17 protein-coding genes are annotated in these 17,083 nt (G+C 71.8%); 8 read left to right on the forward strand and 9 right to left on the reverse strand.

What is annotated here, in order from left to right:
* Positions 1-290: 290 nt before the first annotated feature.
* Positions 291-1,580, reverse strand: a complete 1,290-nt coding sequence (gene dnaB, locus KG111_RS17890; RefSeq protein WP_205291367.1) for a replicative DNA helicase — start codon at positions 1,578-1,580, stop codon at positions 291-293.
* A 599-nt stretch (positions 1,581-2,179) separates the two neighbouring features.
* On the opposite strand from dnaB, the gene KG111_RS17895 reads away from it, so the two are divergent.
* Positions 2,180-3,571 (forward strand): MATE family efflux transporter, encoded by a 1,392-nt coding sequence (locus KG111_RS17895; protein WP_249666216.1) that lies wholly within the window; start codon positions 2,180-2,182, stop codon positions 3,569-3,571.
* Positions 3,568-4,152, forward strand: a complete 585-nt coding sequence (locus tag KG111_RS17900) for a hypothetical protein (RefSeq protein ID WP_205291277.1) — start codon at positions 3,568-3,570, stop codon at positions 4,150-4,152. The genes KG111_RS17895 and KG111_RS17900 overlap by 4 nt, the downstream gene beginning before the upstream one ends.
* A gap of 38 nt (positions 4,153-4,190) precedes the next feature.
* Here KG111_RS17900 and KG111_RS17905 read toward each other — a convergent pair whose 3' ends face one another.
* From KG111_RS17905 to KG111_RS17930, 6 genes are all read right to left on the reverse strand, one after another.
* The gene (locus KG111_RS17905; protein ID WP_205291276.1) at positions 4,191-4,838 is read right to left on the reverse strand and encodes a hypothetical protein; all 648 of its coding nucleotides are present in this window, start codon (positions 4,836-4,838) and stop codon (positions 4,191-4,193) included.
* Between the two features lie 92 nt (positions 4,839-4,930).
* Positions 4,931-5,377, reverse strand: a complete 447-nt coding sequence (gene rplI / locus KG111_RS17910) for a 50S ribosomal protein L9 (RefSeq protein WP_205291275.1) — start codon at positions 5,375-5,377, stop codon at positions 4,931-4,933.
* 30 nt (positions 5,378-5,407) lie between these two features.
* Entirely contained in the window at positions 5,408-5,644 is a 237-nt protein-coding gene (gene rpsR / locus KG111_RS17915) for a 30S ribosomal protein S18 (protein WP_205291274.1), read from the reverse strand.
* A gap of 70 nt (positions 5,645-5,714) precedes the next feature.
* Positions 5,715-6,317 carry a single-stranded DNA-binding protein gene (locus tag KG111_RS17920; protein ID WP_205291273.1) on the reverse strand — a complete coding sequence of 201 codons (603 nt, stop codon included), beginning with the start codon at positions 6,315-6,317 and terminating at the stop codon, positions 5,715-5,717.
* A 125-nt stretch (positions 6,318-6,442) separates the two neighbouring features.
* The gene (gene rpsF, locus KG111_RS17925) at positions 6,443-6,730 is read right to left on the reverse strand and encodes a 30S ribosomal protein S6 (RefSeq protein ID WP_205291272.1); all 288 of its coding nucleotides are present in this window, start codon (positions 6,728-6,730) and stop codon (positions 6,443-6,445) included.
* A 194-nt stretch (positions 6,731-6,924) separates the two neighbouring features.
* Entirely contained in the window at positions 6,925-8,919 is a 1,995-nt protein-coding gene (locus KG111_RS17930) for an FHA domain-containing protein (RefSeq protein WP_205291271.1), read from the reverse strand.
* An 88-nt stretch (positions 8,920-9,007) separates the two neighbouring features.
* Here KG111_RS17930 and KG111_RS17935 point away from each other — a divergent pair, with 88 nt between their 5' ends.
* Positions 9,008-9,808 carry a deoxyribonuclease IV gene (locus tag KG111_RS17935; protein WP_205291270.1) on the forward strand — a complete coding sequence of 267 codons (801 nt, stop codon included), beginning with the start codon at positions 9,008-9,010 and terminating at the stop codon, positions 9,806-9,808.
* A 24-nt stretch (positions 9,809-9,832) separates the two neighbouring features.
* Here the strand turns inward: KG111_RS17935 and KG111_RS17940 are convergent, their stop codons facing one another.
* Both KG111_RS17940 and KG111_RS17945 read right to left on the reverse strand, forming a co-directional pair.
* Entirely contained in the window at positions 9,833-10,558 is a 726-nt protein-coding gene (locus KG111_RS17940; protein WP_205291269.1) for a cache domain-containing protein, read from the reverse strand.
* Positions 10,559-10,665: 107 nt separating this feature from the next.
* Entirely contained in the window at positions 10,666-11,526 is an 861-nt protein-coding gene (locus tag KG111_RS17945; RefSeq protein WP_249666217.1) for a FadR/GntR family transcriptional regulator, read from the reverse strand.
* Positions 11,527-11,583: 57 nt separating this feature from the next.
* On the opposite strand from KG111_RS17945, the gene KG111_RS17950 reads away from it, so the two are divergent.
* From KG111_RS17950 to KG111_RS17970, 5 genes are read left to right on the forward strand one after another with little or no spacing between them, the layout of a single operon-like run.
* Positions 11,584-12,711 carry an ABC transporter ATP-binding protein gene (locus KG111_RS17950; RefSeq protein ID WP_249666218.1) on the forward strand — a complete coding sequence of 376 codons (1,128 nt, stop codon included), beginning with the start codon at positions 11,584-11,586 and terminating at the stop codon, positions 12,709-12,711.
* Positions 12,712-12,771: 60 nt separating this feature from the next.
* On the forward strand, positions 12,772-13,950 hold the full coding sequence (locus KG111_RS17955; RefSeq protein ID WP_205291267.1) for an extracellular solute-binding protein: 1,179 nt from the start codon (positions 12,772-12,774) through the stop codon (positions 13,948-13,950).
* Positions 13,951-13,953: 3 nt separating this feature from the next.
* Positions 13,954-14,865 (forward strand): ABC transporter permease, encoded by a 912-nt coding sequence (locus KG111_RS17960; protein ID WP_205291266.1) that lies wholly within the window; start codon positions 13,954-13,956, stop codon positions 14,863-14,865.
* Positions 14,865-15,665 (forward strand): ABC transporter permease, encoded by an 801-nt coding sequence (locus KG111_RS17965; protein ID WP_205291265.1) that lies wholly within the window; start codon positions 14,865-14,867, stop codon positions 15,663-15,665. The genes KG111_RS17960 and KG111_RS17965 overlap by 1 nt, the downstream gene beginning before the upstream one ends.
* 53 nt (positions 15,666-15,718) lie before the next feature.
* Positions 15,719-17,059, forward strand: coding sequence for an NAD-dependent succinate-semialdehyde dehydrogenase (locus tag KG111_RS17970; protein WP_205291264.1), 1,341 nt, complete (start codon positions 15,719-15,721; stop codon positions 17,057-17,059).
* The last annotated feature ends 24 nt before the right edge of the window (positions 17,060-17,083 follow it).

Genomic DNA, 17,083 nt, shown 5'->3' on the forward strand with positions numbered 1-17,083 from the left:
ACGAGGCGTCGGCGAGGAGGTTGGTGCTCAATGGCGCCATGTTCTACGGCGCCGACATGGCGCGCGTTCGACGCCTTCTTCGTGTCCCTTCAACATCGGCAGCCCGGCACCCCTCGACCAGTCGCGGTCACGGGTGGGTGCCCGCCCTGGCGAACTGCAACTCGCGCCCCCTGTGCAAGCGAGGAGGGAGTCCGGTGTCACCAGCCCACGAGCGTCTCAGGCGTGAATCTGCAACGATTTCAGATTGGATCGTTCCATTGCAGATTCGACGATCGTCGGCAGCCGCTCAGTCAGTGCGCCATGTCGACGAACCGGCTGTAGTGACCCTGGAAGGCCACGACGATGTCGCGGGTCGCGCCGTTGCGGTGCTTGGCGACGATGAGGTCGGCCTCGCCGGGGCGGGTCGACTCCTTCTCGTAGACGTCGTCGCGGTGCAGCAGGACGACCATGTCGGCGTCCTGCTCGATCGAGCCGGACTCACGCAGGTCGCTGACGGCCGGGCGCTTGTCGGCGCGCTGCTCGGGGCCACGGTTGAGCTGCGAGAGCGCGATGACGGGGATCTCGAGCTCCTTGGCGATCAGCTTGATCTGCCGGGAGAACTCCGAGACCTCGAGCTGGCGGGACTCGACCTTCTTGCCCGAGCTCATCAGCTGCAGGTAGTCGATGACCATCAGCTTCAGGTCGTGCTTCTGCTTGAGCCGCCGCGCCTTGGCCCGGATCTCGGTCATCGTCATGTTCGGCGAGTCGTCGATGAACATCGGCGCCGCGGAGATCTTGGCGACATGGTGGGCGAGCCGGTCCCACTCTTCTGGGCCCATCTTGCCGTTGCGGATGTGGTTCAGCGGGATCCGCGCCTCCGCGGAGAGCAGACGCATCACGATCTCGGCGCGCGTCATCTCCAGGCTGAAGAAGACGGAGGTCAGGTTGTGGTGGATCGAGGCCGAGCGGCAGAAGTCGAGCGCCAGCGTCGACTTGCCCATGGCGGGTCGCGCGGCGACGACGATCATCTGGCCGGCGTGGAAGCCGTTGGTGAGCTCGTCGAAGTCGGCGAACCCGGTCGGCACGCCGTAGATGCCGGCCTCACGGTTCTCCATCGCCTCGATCTCGTCGAGGACGGAGTCCATGATGTCGCTCAGCGGCACGTAGTCCTCGGCCTTGCGCCGGTCGGTGACCTGGTAGATCTCCGCCTGCGCCTCGTTGACGATGGCGTCGACCTCGCCCTCGCCGGCATAGCTGATCTGCACGATCTTGGTGCCGGCGTTGACCAGCCGGCGCAGGATCGCCTTCTCCCGCACGATCTCGGCGTAGAACCCGGCGTTGGCGGCGATGGGCACGTTCGCGGCCAACGTGTGCAGGTACGGCGCCCCGCCGACCTTGGCCAGCTCGCCACGGCGCTGCAGCTCACCGGCCACGGTCACCATGTCCGCGGGCTCGCCGCGGCTGTACAGGTCGAGGATCGCGTCGTGGATCGCCTCGTGCGCGGGCCGGTAGTAGTCGGGCCCGCGCAGCACCTCGACGACGTCGGCGATCGCGTCCTTGGAGATCAGCATCGCGCCGAGCACCGACTGCTCCGCTGCCATGTCCTGCGGAGGGGTGCGTCCGCCCCGGTCGCTCGGCGCCGCGCCCGGCGCGAACGGGGCCGGTCCGTCGCCCCATCCCGGCGGCGGCTCGGCCGCCCAGGACGGGGACTCGTCGGTCAGGCTCACGGCGCCGCGATCCCCTTGTCAGTGTCGAGTTCAGCGAAGTCACCCCTCGCGAGCGCGGACGCGGCGAGGGCTGGGACCATCGTGCGAGCCGGGTCCGAGACAACTCTCGGGACACCACGATCTGTCGGTCCGGGACGGCACGTTACGGCCCGTTCGGGCCGCGGCGAAAGCGGCGTATCCACAGGTCTTGTGGATAACTCGGGCCGGCCCGTGGACGACACGCAGGAACGATGTGCACCTACTGGGGAGGAACCTGTGGAAAGTCGCTGGGGATATTGTCCTGCACCCCGCCTGACCTGCGAAAACGTAAATCCCAGGTTGTGCACAACGAAAATCTATGATGTGATCCCGTTCACTTTTGGAGTGCCCTCCGGCTGGGCGGCGCCACTCGGGACCCCGCCTGGGACCCCCAGCACAGTTCGTCGGTTTCCACAACCTGAACGAAGTTATCCACCGCCAATTCGGGATTCCTGGTGAGGCCCACCGAAACTCGTGCGGCGCGGCGCCGGCTCGACCGTGAGATCGCCCGTCTGGCGGTCCCCGCGTTCCTCGCCCTCGTCGCCGAGCCGCTCTTCCTGCTCGGCGACTCCGCCGTCGTGGGACACCTCGGCACCGCCGAGCTCGCCGGGCTCGGCATCGCCGGCACCGTGCTGACCACCATCGTCGGCCTGTGCGTCTTCCTCGCCTACGGCACCACGGCCGGCGTCGCCCGTCAGCTCGGTGCCGGGCGCCCGGGCGCCGCGCTCGCCCAAGGCGTCGACGGGCTGTGGCTGGCGGTCGCGATCGGCCTGCCGGTCACCGTCGCCACCGCGCTCCTCTCCCCCGGCCTGGTCGCCCTCTTCGGGGCCTCCGCGCCGGTCGCCGAGCAGGCCACGACGTACCTGCGGATCGCCGCGGGCGGCATCACTCCCCTGCTGCTCGTGCTCGCGACCACCGGCGTGCTCCGCGGCCTGCAGGACACCCGCACGCCCCTGGTGGTCGCCGTCGCGGGCAACCTCGCCAACCTCGTGCTCAACGTCGTGCTCGTGCACGGCACCGGCCCGTTGCCCCGTCTCGAGATCGCCGGGTCCGCCTGGGGCTCGGTGATCGCGCAGGTCGCCATGGCGCTCGCGCTGGTCACCGTGGTGCTGCGCGCCGCCCGGCGTGAGGGCGCCTCGCTGCGTCCTGACCTGCCCGGCGTCCGAGCCGCCGCACGCGCCGGGGTGCCGCTGCTCGTGCGCACGCTGACCCTGCGCGCCTCCCTCCTCGTCACCACCTACGCCGTGGTGCTCGCCGCCGACAGCGCCGCGAACACCGGCTCCGGGGGCGGCGGGGACGCCGTGCCGATCGCCACCCACCAGCTCGCCATGACGCTGTGGGCCTTCCTGGCCTTCGTCCTCGACGCCATCGCCATCGCCGCGCAGGCGATCACCGGGCGCCACCTCGGCGCCGGCGACGTCGCGGGCACCCGCTCGGTCACGCAACGGATGCTCGCCTGGGGCGTGGCCTCCGGCGTCGTCACCGGGGTGCTGCTCGCCGCGGCGAGCCCGTGGCTGGGGGCGCTGTTCACCCCCGACGACGACGTACGACGTGCCCTGGTGCCGGTGCTGCTCGTCGCCGCGGCGGCCCAGCCGATTGCCGGCGTGGTGTTCGTGCTGGACGGGGTGCTCATCGGCGCCGGCGACGGGCGCTACCTGGCCTGGGCCGGGCTCGTGGTGCTCGGCGGCTACGCTCCGGTCGTGCTGCTGACGAGCGCCGCAGGCGCCACCCTGCCCTGGCTGTGGGTCGTGTTCGCCGTGCTCTTCATGGGCGGGCGGCTGGTCACGCTGCTGCGCCGCGCGGCCGGCGACGCCTGGCTGGTCACCGGCGCGGAGGCGGTCCGGTGACGCCGCTGTACTGGATCGCGATCGGCGTCGCCGTCACCATCCTGACCGCGCCGGCCGCCGGCGCGCTCGACCTCGCGGAGATCTTCGGCACGCTCCTGCTGGTGATCGGCTGGTTCCGCCTCACCCGGGCGCTCGAGGACCTCCAGCTGCGGCTCACGCTGTCCTACCTCGCGCTCGCGGCGCTCGCCGTCGCCGTCGTCCTCGCCTTCCCCGTGCCCCGGGAGTGGCTCGAGGACGCCGACCCGGCCCTGCTCTGGGCCTCCTCGCTGCCCGCCCTGGGGTTCCAGGCCGGGCTGGCCCACGTGATGGCGCGCCGGGCCCGCGCCGCCGGGGAGCGCACCGGCGTGTGGTGGCTCGTCGCGGCCGTCGCGATCGGGGTCGCCGTCGTCGCCAACGTGCTGTACGACGCCGCCGGCTGGAGGTGGCTCTACGGCGTCGGCACCGTAGGGCTCAGCGGCGTCATGCTGTTCGTGGTGATGGCGGCCGTGCACGGCGGCCGGACCTGGGCCGGGGCCCCCGAGCCCGAGCCGGAGCCCGACCCGGAGCCGGACACCGGCGTGGCCGCGGCCGCCGACGACTGAGTCGAAGACCGGGTCGCCGGCGACCGGCCGCAGGCAGGTCAGCCCTGCAGGTTGCGCAGCACCATCTCGGCGAGCTGGACGCTCTCGCTGCGCGGGTCGCCCTCGTAGTCCTGGCCGTCCTCGTAGTCGATCTCGACCGTCACCAGGGCGTCGGCGGAGCAGGCCCGCAGCTCGCCCTCCAGCGGCGGGGCCGAGGAGACCTTCCACCAGCCGCCGGTGGCGCCGGCGATGTCGTCGACCGGCTCGACGATGCCGTCGGCGTCCGAGGGCTGCGGGCAGCCGAAGGAGCCCTTCGTGAAGTCACCCGGTCCGGTCAGCGACACCTCGACGTCGACGAGTCCTTCGACGTCGAAGTCGCAGCTGTTCGTGCGCCACGACAGCCCGCCCTCGGTGGTCTCACCGGTGTCCGCACCGTCGAGGACGAACGACTGGCCGTAGACGCGGGACAGGTCGTCGACGGTCACCACGTCGCAGGCGGCCGGCAGCGTGCTGGCGGGCGCGGTCTCGGTGGGCGTGGCCGACGTCGCGCTCGGCGAGGGGGTGGCGGTGGTCGGCTCCGCGGTGTCGCTGGTGGGCGCTGCGGAGCTGGTCTCGGCGGACGTTGAGTCCGGGTCGTCGTCGCTGCAGGCCGCGAAGGCGGGCAGGAGGGCCAGGACGGCCGCGGGGGCGAGGTGGCGCAGGTGCATCGGGGACTCCAGGGGGATCGGGGAAGTGATGCCCAAAATAGCCGCGTGGCCGGCCCCGAAGGGACCGGCCACGCGGAAGGCGTCGAGTTGCCTCAGGCGGGGATCACGTTCAGCGCGACCGCCGCGGAGACCTCGTCGTGCAGCTTCACCGAGACGGCGTGGCTGCCCAGCGACTTGATCGGGTTGCCGAGGACGATGGTCCGCTTGTCGATGGCCTCGCCGGCGGCCTCGCCGAGCGCCGCGGCGATGTCCGCCGAGGTGACCGAGCCGAACAGGCGGCCGCCCTGGCCCGCCTTGACCTTGAGGTCGACGGGACCGTTCTCGAGCTTCGACTTGATGTCGGCGGCGTGCGCCTCGTCGCGGACCGCGCGGGAGGCGCGGGCCTTCTTGATGGAGTCGGCCTGCGCCTGCGCGCCCCGGGTCCACCGGATCGCGAAGCCGCGGGGGATGAGGTAGTTGCGGCCGTAGCCGTTCTTGACCTCCACCACGTCGCCAGCAGCGCCGAGGTTGTCGACCTCCTGGGTGAGGATGATCTTCATGAGCTCAGTTCTCCTTCTCTACCGACGCGTTCAGCGGCCGCTGGAGGTGTAGGGCAGCAGCGCGATCTCGCGGGCGTTCTTCACCGCGATCGCGACGTCCCGCTGGTGCTGGACGCAGTTGCCGGTCACCCGACGGGCGCGGATCTTGCCGCGGTCGGAGATGAACTTCTTCAGCAGGCCGGTGTCCTTGTAGTCGACACCGGTCGCCTTCTCCTTGCAGAACTGGCAAACCTTCTTCTTAGGCTTGCGGACGACTGCCTTCGCCATTGTGGTGCTCCTCCTCAGAGCCCGGCCGCACGCGCCTGGAGGCGGCGGGGCCGGAATGGATGTGAGTTGTTCAGAACGGGGGTTCGTCGCTGCCGGAGACTCCCGGCGCGGCCCACGGGTCGCCAGCCGGCGCCCCGCCCCCACTGTTGGATCCGCCGCCCGCGGACGAGCCGCCGCCCCACGGGTCGCCGCCACCGGAGGGACGGCTTCCGCCGCCACCCTGGCCGCCGTACCCGCCGCCGCCCTGGCCGCCGCCAGCCTGGCCGCCGCCAGCCTGGCCGCCGCCGTACCCACCGCCGCCGCCGGAGCGGGACGCGCGGGTGACCTTGGCGGTCGCCCAGGTGAGCGAGGGGCCGACCTCGTCGACCTGCAGCTCGTGGACGGTGCGCTTCTGGCCCTCACGGTCCTCGTACGAACGCGACACGAGTCGGCCCTGGACGATGACGCGCATGCCCTTCTGCAGGGACTCCGCGACGTTCTCGGCCGCCTGGCGCCAGATCGAGCAGCGCAGGAACAGGGTCTCCTGGTCCTTCCACTCATTGGTCTGGCGGTCGAACTGCCGCGGGGTCGAGGCCACCGTGAAGTTGGCGACCGCGGCACCGGACGGAGTGAAACGCAGCTCCGGGTCGTCGGTCAGGTTGCCGATAACGGTGATGACGGTGTCGCCAGCCATGGTGGTCTCCTGGTGAAGGTGGGTGCTGAGGGCCGATCCGGCTCATGCCGGGTCGATGGCCCCCATCGTGACGTGGAGTGCCGACGGAAACCATCGGCTGTCCACAGGCACGGATCCGGGGATCCTCAGACGGTGGGTCGCAGGACCTTCGTGCGCAGGATGGCCTCGTTGAGGCCCAGCTGGCGGTCGAACTCGTCGACGGTCGCCGGCTCTGCGGTCAGCTTGATGATGGCGTAGATGCCTTCGGCGTTCTTCTTGATCTCGTACGCCAGGCGTCGCTTGCCCCACACGTCGACGTTGTCGACGGTGCCGCCGTCATTGCGGACGACGTTCAGGTACTTGTCGAGCGACGGCTGGACCGTCCGCTCGTCGAGGCTCGGGTCGAGGATGACCACGACTTCGTAGTTGCGCAAAGCGGTCTCCACCTCCTCTGGACTCAGCGGCCGCGGACTTTCCACGGCAGGAGGGCTCTGCAGGCCCTTCCGCATCGTGCGGTCGGACCGTCGTACGGCGCCTGTCGGCACCGGACAGGAGAGGTTAACAGCGCGGCGCGCGGGCGACCGAATCCCCGACGGAGGCAGCGGAGCAGTGCCCGGCCGTTGCTCCCCTACTCGAACACCACCGGGTTCGGCACCTGGCTCTCGCCGACGACGAGGACGGCGTTGGCGCCGGTGAGGCCGGCGGGCAGGTCGATGCCGACGACGGCGCAGACCTCGTCGTCGCCGAGGGTCCACCGACCCTCCAGGGAGCCGATCAGCTCGTCCTCGGGCGAGTACACCTCGACGGTGAACTCCGTGCCGTCGGACAGTCCGATGACCCGGAAGTGGGCGAAGACGGTGCCGGGCAGGCTGACGCCGGAGAGGCGCTGCGGGTTCTGCAGGGTGCTGGGGGTGGCGCAGTCGGAGACGCCGTCGACGCTCCACCCGGCGCCGCCGGCGGAGGCGGTGCCCATCGGGTCGGCGGGCGGGTCGGGCATCTCCTCGTAGTACGGCGAGACGTAGTCGGGGTCGCCGCCGTCCTTGGCGATGTCGATGATCTTCGCGGCCAGGTTGGCGGGCCGGATCCGCGCCGAGCCGCCGGTGAACGCGCCGCCCTCGCCGCTCTGGCCCACGGTCGCCTCGGTGACCACGGCGGTGTTGATGCCCACGAGCCGGCCGTCCTCGTCGATCGAGGCGCCACCGGAGTTCCCGGACCCGATCCGGATGTCGGAGTCGATCCAGGCGCGCGACGACTCGACGGCCGCCTCCTTGAGGAAGGTCGACACCACGCCGCGGGTGACGGTCAGAGCCCGGTCCAGGCCGTCGTCGGAGGCGACGTGGGCGACCGCGGGGAAGCCGAGCGCGGTGATCTCGTCGCCGGTGCGCAGCTCGTCGCTGTCGGCGAGCTCGATCGGCTGCGGCAGGTCGAGGTCGCCGTCCTCGATCGGGTCGCCCTGGGCGTCACCGGTGATCTTGAGGACCGCGAGGTCCAGGACGCCGTCGGCGACGATCGCCTCCGCGCTGTACGACGCCGCGGCCGGCGAGTCGTCCTTCTCCGAGGTCAGCGCGATGAGCAGACCCGCCGGGTCCTGCGCGGGCGGGTACTGGCCCGGGGCGCTCGGCTTGCCCACGTGCGCGTTGGTCAGGATCAACCCGTCGGAGCTGATGATCGTGCCCGAGCCGGTGTAGAGCGGCTGCCCGCTCGGATCGACCGCGACGACGAGCACGCTGGCCAGCTTGGCGCGGTCGAGCTCGGCGTCGGTCAGGCCCTCGCCGACCGTCGGGCCCGTGCCCTTGTCATCGTCACCTCCGTTGAAGGCGACCAGCCCGACCGCCAGGCCGGCCGCGGCGACGATCAGGCCGAGCGCCACCACGAACGATGTCGCCGTCCGGCGGCGCTTCGTCCGGGCGAGCGACTTCTGCGCCGCGCCGGCCGCGACCACCGGCACGACCTCGAGCTCCACGCCCGCGGTCGGGTGGCCGAGCATGAAGGTCGTCGGCTCCTCCACCTTCCGCGTGACGATCTTGTCCTCGTCCACGTAGGTGCCGGCGGTCGAGCGGTCGACGTACCACCAGCCGTTGGGGCGCCCCTCGATGACACCGTGCAGCCGGGAGACCGACGGGTCGTCCACGACGACCTCACCGGCGGGGTCGCGGCCGATGCGGACCACCGAGCCGGGCGGGAAGCGCCGGGGCCCGGTCGGCGTGCGCACCAGCAGCCCGGGGCCCGGGGCGGGACCGCCGCCGACCGGTCCGGCGCCGGGCAGCACGGTCTGCGCCAGCCCGGGCGGCGGGAACCCACCGGGCACCGGGACGGCCGGACGGGGCGCCGCAGCGGCCGGGGTGAGCACCAGCTCCTCACCGTCGGTGGAGCCGAAGCGGAGCGCGGTGCGACCGCTGAGCCGGACCTCGCTGACCCGCACCGGCCCCTGCCAGGTGCCGGAGGAGGAGCCGACGTCGACGAACACCCAGCCGGAGCCGTCGGAGCGCAGCTCGCCGTGACGACGCGAGACCGACGGCCCGCGCAGCACGATGTCGGAGCCGGGATCGCGCCCGATGGTGACCACGCGGGGTGCCTCGAAGGTGAAGTTCTGGCCGCCGAGGGCCACGTGGAGGGTGCTCACGGGCGCTGACGCTAGCCGTCGCCGGAAGCCGCGTCAGCCAACCCAGGCACCAAGCACGCGTGTCGCGCCCCGCTCCTACGATGGCGCCATGACCCAGCTGCACATCGGAGCCCACGTCGACCAGACCGATCCGATCGGCGAGGCCGCGGCCCGGCAAGCGCCGCTCGTGCAGTTCTTCCTCGGCAACCCGCAGTCGTTCAAGGGCCCCGTCGTGGCCTACGAGGGCGGCGCCGAGGCGCTGCGTGCCGACGCGGAGGCGGCGGGCGTGGCGCTCTACGTGCACGCGCCGTACCTGATCAACGTCGCGACCACGAACAACCGTCAGCGCATCCCCAGCCGCAAGCTGCTGCAGCAGCACATGGACGCCGCCGCCGAGATCGGCGCCAAGGGCCTGATCGTGCACGGCGGCCACGTGCGCGACGAGGACGACCCGGCCAAGGGCTTCGACAACTGGCGCAAGGCGGTCGAGGCCACCGACATCAAGGTGCCGCTGCTCATCGAGAACACCGCCGGCGGCACCAACGCGATGACCCGCTACCTGGACCGGATCAAGGGGGTGTGGGACGCCATCGCCTCCGCCGAGGGCGCCGACATGGTCGGCTTCTGCCTCGACACCTGCCACGCGCACGCCGGCGGCAACGCACTGGAGACGATCGTGGACGACGTCCGTGCGATCACCGGCCGCATCGACCTGGTCCACGCCAACGACAGCCGCGACGCCTTCGACTCCGGCGCAGACCGGCACACCAACTTCGGCGCCGGCAAGATCGACCCCGAGCTGCTCGCCCAGGTGGTCCGCGACGCCGGTGCGCCGGTCGTGTGCGAGACCCCCGGCCCCGCCGAGGCACACCTGGCGGACTTCGCCTGGCTGCGCGAACGGATCGGCTGAGCCCCAGCCTGCGACCAGCCCAGTTCAGCCAGTCAGCACCGTCAGCGGCAGCCCGCGACACGGTACGACGCCAGGCTGCTCGCCGGCTTGGGCGGGGCCGGCCACCAACCGCCCCGGAGGCACCCGGGGGTCGGCGGAGAGCACGACCCGGTTCGCCTGGTTGACCACGGTGGCACCGGCGGCGCGCACCGCCGGCAGCATCAGCGACTCGAACGTGTCGAGCAGCGTGTCGGCGCCCACCACCCCGACCGCGGCGCCGGCCACCAGCACCGGCGTGGTCGTGGTCAGCATGGACTCGTCGCTGCACACGTAGTCCACGTAGGGCCCCGTCACGTGCACCCGCCCGGTGGCGATCGGCCGGTGGAACCACTCCAGCCGGCTGTAGTCGAGCGGGTCGCCGGAGCCGGAGACCGTCGACTGCGCCAGCAGCTGCTGCTCCTCGCCCTGCCACCAGGCCAGGTAGAGGTGCTGGTCGGCGAGGAACCCGGGGGCGGCGACGAAGCCGCCGCCGAAGAGGGGCAGCCGGTGCAGCATCGCGCGGGTGGGCGGTCCGGCCACGGCGACGATGTCGGCCGCCGTGGGGCGCTCCCCCGTGGCGCCGGTGCCGACGCCGGCGCAGACGTCGACGAGACGCTCGGCCAGGACGTCGAGCTCGGCGACCACCCGGGAGAAGTAGTCCTCGATCTCCCGGGCGCACGCCCGAGCCGCGGCCCGGACCGGTCCGCTCTCCTCGACCAGCGTCGACCCCATGGACGACTCCTTCCGCGCCCCGGTGACCCCGGGGTCCTCCTGCTACCGAAACGGCCGCACGGACCCGCTGTCAAGGAGTCCTGTCGCGCCAGGTGCCGGGCGAGGTCTCAGGGGGCGTCCGGGTTCGCGGCGTGCAGCAGGGCGAGGGCGTCGAGCGCCCCACCCAGCTGGCGTCGTACGGCGCCGCGGGCCGCGTCGCCGTCGTGGGCCCGCAGCGCGGCGAACAGCTCGGTGTGGCAGGCGCGGGTGAACTCCTGGAAAGCCGCCGTGCCCAGCGGCTGGCGCAACAGCGCACCGAAGTCGGCCTCGAGCGCGACCACCTGGCGGGTCATCCGCGCCGACTGGCTCAGCGCGGCCAAGGAGAGGTAGAGCTCGGCGTCGGCGTGGCGCCAGTGGCCGGGGTCGTCGTCACCGGGGGCGGGCAGCAGCGACTCCAGCACGTCGACGTCCCCGGCGTCGGCCCGCTCGGCGGCGACCTCGGCGCAGCCGGTGAGCAGCACCATGTGCAGGGTGCCGCGGTCGTGCAGCTCCACCAGCGACATGCTCCGCAGCCGCGCGGTCTGCGCCGCCACGTCGTGCACGCCCACCCGGGTGACGTAGCTGCCGCCGTTGCGGCCCCGCACGGTGGCGATCAGGCCCGCCGAGCGCAGCGCGACCAGGGCCTCGCGGGCGGTGACCGTGGCGACGCCGAGCATCGCGGCCAGCTCGGCCTCGCTCGGCAGCCGCTCGCCGTCGCGCAGCACCCCGGAGCGGATGGCGTCGGCGAGGCGCTGCTCGACCTGCGTGGCGCGGCCGACCTCCTCCAGCGGCGCGAAGATCGCGCTGCGGGTGCGGGTGCCGTGCCGGGCGCTGCGGCGGGCGGGGCGTGCCGGGGGGCCGGCGGGGGCGCCTCGTGTGCCAGGAGCAGGAGCTGTGGCAGCCGCGGTGGCCCTCGTCGCGGCCGGCCGGACGGCGTCGTCGGCGGTCACAGAAACGTTACCGAAGCGACCCTGGACATATAACATATGGAACCATAGTTTTCAGGTGTGACCCAATCCACGCCCGCGGCATCGAGCCCCGCCACCGAGCCCCGGGCGGGACGCACGGAGGCTCCGCGGGCCGGCGCCGACACGGGGGGCGTGGTCCCCGCGATCCGGCTGCGCGGGCTGGTCAAGCACTTCGCGGAGGTGGCCGCGGTCGACGGCATCGACCTCGACATCGCCGACGGCGAGTTCTTCTCGATGCTCGGCCCCTCGGGCTCGGGCAAGACCACCGTGCTGCGGCTGATCGCGGGGTTCGAGACGGCGACCGCCGGCACGGTCGAGCTCGGCGGCACCGACGTCACCGCCGCCGCGCCGTTCGAGCGCGACGTGCACACCGTCTTCCAGGACTACGCGCTCTTCCCGCACATGAGCGTGCTCGACAACGTCGCCTACGGGCTGCGGGTGCGCGGCACGGGCCGCACCGAGCGCCGCGCCCGCGCACAGGAGGCGCTGGAGACCGTGCGCCTGGGCGGCTTCGGCACCCGCCGGCCGCACCAGCTCTCCGGTGGGCAGCGGCAGCGGGTCGCGCTGGCCCGGGCGATCGTGCTGCGCCCCCGGGTGCTGCTGCTCGACGAGCCGCTCGGCGCGCTCGACCTCAAGCTGCGCGAGCAGATGCAGGTCGAGCTCAAGCAGCTGCAGCGCGACCTGGGCATCACCTTCGTCTTCGTCACCCACGACCAGGAGGAGGCGCTGACGCTGAGCGACCGGATCGCCGTCTTCGACACCGGCCGGGTGCGCCAGCTGGGCACCCCGCAGGAGATCTACGAGCAGCCCACCTCCGCCTACGTCGCGGGCTTCGTCGGCACCACGAACCTGCTCGACGCCGACACCTCCGAGCGTCTCCTCGGCGTGCGCGCCGAGCACGCGCTGCGCCCCGAGCGCCTCCGCCTCACCCCCGCAGACCACGCGCCAGCACGACCCGACGAGGTCCGGCTGCCCGCGGTGGTCGTCGAGCGGATCTACCTGGGCACCGGCAACCGGGTGCACCTGCGCACCGACGACGGCCTCGACCTCGTCGCCCTCGAGCAGGCCACCGGCTCCCTCGACGAGGCCGACCACCGCGGCGAGCACGTCACCGTCCGTTTCGCCCGCGCCGACGTCGTACGGCTGAACACCGACGGCGAGTCCTAGCCAGCGCCCGCACCGACCCGCAGGTCCCTCACCACCCTCGAAGAGAACACGGAGATCTCCATGACAACCACCTTCCGGCGCGGCCGAGTGGCCCTGGCCTGCCTGACCCTGGTCGCGGTCTCCGCCCTGGCCGGCTGTGGCGAGGACGACGACAAGGAGACCGAGGCCGTCGAGAAGCTCGGCGACCCCGAGGGCGAGGTGTCGATCCTGGCGTGGCCGGGCTACGTCGAGGACGGCAGCAACGACCCGAAGGTCGACTGGGTGACCCCGTTCGAGGAGGAGACCGGCTGCCAGGTGACGAGCAAGGTCTACGGCACCTCCGACGAGGCGCTCAACCTGGCCAAGTCCGGGGAGTACGACGTCATCGCGGCCTCCGGCGACCTGTCGCTGCGCCTGATCGCCTCCGACGAGGCCCAGGAGATCAACACCGACCTGGTGCCCAACTACGCCAACGTCTACGACTTCCTCAAGGACACCGAGTGGAACACCGTCGACGGCAAGAACTACGGCGTCCCGCACGGCTACGGCGCCAACCTGCTGATGTTCGACAAGAAGCGCTTCGACAAGGCGCCGACGTCGTGGGGCGCGGTGTTCGAGGAGGAGCAGCTGAAGCCGAACAAGGGCAAGGTGACCGCCTACGACTCGCCGATCTACATCGCCGACGCCGCGCTGTACCTGATGAAGACGCAGCCCGACCTGGGCATCGAGAACCCCTACGCGCTCGACCAGGAGCAGCTCGACGCCGCGGTCGACCTGCTCAAGACCCAGCGTGCGTACGTCGGGGAGTACTGGTCGGACTACCTCAAGGAGATCCAGGCCTTCGAGACCGGTGACTCGGTGGTCGGCACCACCTGGCAGGTGATCAAGAACAACGTCAAGAACCCCGACGTCGAGGTCGTCCTGCCCGACGAGGGCGCCACCGCCTGGAACGACACCTGGATGCTGTCCTCGCAGGCGAAGAGCCCGAACTGCGCCTACGCCTGGATGGACTACATCCTGAGCCCGGAGGCCAACGCCCAGGCCACCGAGTACTTCGGTGAGGCGCCGAACAGCCCGCAGGCCTGTGACAAGACGACCGACCCGAAGCACTGCGAGACCTTCCACGCCGGTGACGAGGCCTACGCCGAGCGGCTGTGGTTCTGGCGCACCCCGGTGAAGGAGTGCCTGGACGGGCGCACCGACGTCGAGTGCACCGACTACGCCGCGTGGACCCAGGCCTGGACGGAGATCAAGGGCTGAGGGATGAGCGCTCCGAGCACCGCGCCCACCCGGGCGCCGGCCCCCGCCGAGGTACGGGGGCCGGTGGCCCGGCCGGCGTCGCGGCTGCTGCACCGGTGGGTGTGGCTGCGCCTGGTGCTGCTGCTGTCGGCGCCACTGGCCTGGATGGTGCTGGTCTACGTCGTCGCGCTGACGGCGCTGCTCATCACCGCGTTGTGGTCAGTGAACAGCCTGACCAGCGAGATCGACCGCACCTGGACCCTGGAGAACTTCCGCACTCTCGTCGAGAACGAGGTCTACCGCAACGTCACGCTGCGCACCGTCGGCGTCGCGCTCGCCGTGACCGTGATCGACGTGACGATCGCGCTGCCGATCGCCTTCTACATGGCCAAGGTCGCGAGCCCGCGGATGCGCCGGATCCTGGTGGTCGCGGTGCTCACCCCGCTGTGGGCCAGCTACCTGGTCAAGGTCTTCGCCTGGCGGGTGGTCCTCTCCGAGGGCGGCCTGCTGGAGTGGTCGGGGATCGCCAACCCCGGCTACGGACTGGGCGCCGTCGTCATCGCGCAGTCCTACATCTGGCTGCCCTACGTGATCCTGCCGATCTTCGCCGCCCTCGACCGGGTCCCCGACTCCCTGCTGGAGGCCGCCGGCGACCTCGGCGCCCCGGCCGGGATGGTCATCCGCACGATCGTGCTGCCCCTGCTGGTGCCGGGCATCGTCGCCGGCGCCATCTTCAGCTTCTCGCTGACGATGGGTGACTACATCACCGTCAACATCGTCGGCGGCACCAGCCAGATGCTCGGCAACCTGGTCTTCCTCAACGCCGGCGCGGCCAACAACCTGCCGCTCGCCGCGGCCATCGCGATGATCCCGATCGTGGTGATGATCGTGCTGCTCACCGCGATCCGTCGTACGGGCGCCCTGGAGAACCTCTGATGAACCTCAGCGCCCCCGCCCGCCGCCTGCTCGCCGCGCTGACCTTCGGTGTGCTCGCCCTCGTCTACCTGCCGCTGCTGGTGGTGGTCGCCAACTCGGTCAACGCCAACCAGTCGATGACCTGGCCGCCGTCCGGGCTCACCCTGGAGTGGTGGCGCCGGGCCGCGGACAGCAGCGGTGCCCGCGAGGCGCTGTTGACCAGCCTGCAGGTGGCGGCGGTCGCCACCTGCATCGCGCTCGTGCTGGGCACGCTGCTGGCGTTGGCCCTGCAGCGCTACTCGTTCTTCGGCAAGCACACCGTCAACCTGCTGGTGATCCTGCCGATCGCGCTGCCCGGGGTGGTCACCGGCATCGCGCTCAACAACGGCTTCCGCGCGATCATGGGCGTGGACCTGTCGCTGTGGACGATCGTGGTGGCGCACGCGACCTTCTGCATCGTGACCGTGTTCAACAACGTCCAGGCCCGGCTGCGCCGGCTGGGCACCAGCCTGGAGGAGGCCTCAGCCGACCTCGGCGCCGGCGTGGGGACCACCTTCCGGCTGATCACGCTGCCGCAGCTGCGCTCGGCGCTGCTGGCCGGCGGGATGCTCGCCTTCGCGCTCAGCTTCGACGAGATCATCGTGACCACCTTCACCGCCGGCGGCGGCGCCACCACGCTGCCGATCTGGATCCTCAACAACATGTTCCGGCCCAACCAGGCGCCCGTGGTCAACGTGGTCGCGGTGGTGCTGATCGTGTTCTCCATCGTGCCCGTCTGGCTGGCGCAACGCCTGTCCTCCGACCTCGACGCCGTCCGCTGAGCCCGCCCCGTCCCCCGTCCACCCGTCCCCGCCCACCCGTCCAGGAGCCCGCCATGACCCAGTACGCCGTCCGCAACCCCGCCACGGACGAGGTCGTCACCACCGTGCCGACCGCCACCGACGCCGAGGTCCGCGCCGCGGTCGACGCCGCCGCCGAGGCCTACGCGCGCTGGGGCCGGACCTCGTCGGTGGCCGAGCGGGCCGCGTGCCTGCGCCGGGTCGCCGAGCTGCACCTGGAGCGCCGCGCGGAGCTGGCGGCCACGATGGTGGAGGAGATGGGCAAGCCGCTGGACGACGCCGAGGGCGAGGTGGACTTCTCCGCCTCCATCCACGCCTACTACGCCGACAACGCCGAGCGGTTCCTCGCCGACGAGCCGATCGAGCTCAGCGAGGGCGAGGGCACCGCGCTGATCCGCCGGGCGCCCCTCGGCGTGCTGCTCGGGATCATGCCGTGGAACTTCCCCGCCTACCAGGTGGCCCGGTTCGCCGCGCCCAACCTGGCGGTGGGCAACACGATCGTGCTCAAGCACGCCCCGCAGTGCCCACGCTCGGCGGCGCTGCTGGCCGCGATCTTCGCCGACGCCGGCTTCCCCGAGGGCGCCTACGTCAACGTCTACGCCAGCAACGACCAGGTCGCCGACGTCATCGCCGACCCCCGCGTGCAGGGGGTCTCGCTGACCGGCTCCGAGCGCGCCGGCGCGGCCGTGGCCGAGATCGCCGGGCGCAACCTCAAGAAGGTGGTGCTCGAGCTGGGCGGCTCCGACCCGTTCCTGGTGCTGGGCAGCGACGACCTCGACGCCACCGTCGAGGCCGCGGTCGCGGCGCGGATGGAGAACACCGGCCAGGCCTGCAACGCCGGCAAGCGGTTCATCGTCGTCGACGAGCTGTACGACGACTTCGTGGCCCGGTTCACCTCCGCCCTGCTCGCGGCCAGTCCCGGCGCTCCCCTGTCCTCCACGACCGCCGCGACGCGGCTGGGCGAGCAGGTCGAGGCGGCCGTGGCCGGCGGTGCGCAGCTGGCCAGCGCCGGCCCCAGGGAGGGTGCCTTCCATCCGTCCGGGGTGCTGACCGGGGTCACCCCGGACAACCCGGTCTACCGCCAGGAGCTGTTCGGCCCGGTGGCGATGGTGTTCCGCGCCGCCGACGAGGACGACGCGGTGCGGCTCGCCAACGACACGCCGTACGGCCTGGGCTCCTACGTCTTCACCCCCGATGCCGAGCAGGCCCGCCGGGTGGCCGACCGGATCGACGCCGGGATGGTCTTCGTCAACGGGGTCGGGCTGGACGCCGCCGAGCTGCCCTTCGGCGGGGTGAAGCGCTCCGGGTTCGGTCGCGAGCTGGGGCGCTACGGCATGGAGGAGTTCGTGAACAAGAAGCTGATCCGCACCGTCTGAGGACCATTGGCAAAGCCGAGGGAA

The organism is Nocardioides faecalis (assembly GCF_018388425.1).
Classification (GTDB): Bacteria; Actinomycetota; Actinomycetes; order Propionibacteriales; family Nocardioidaceae; genus Nocardioides; species Nocardioides faecalis.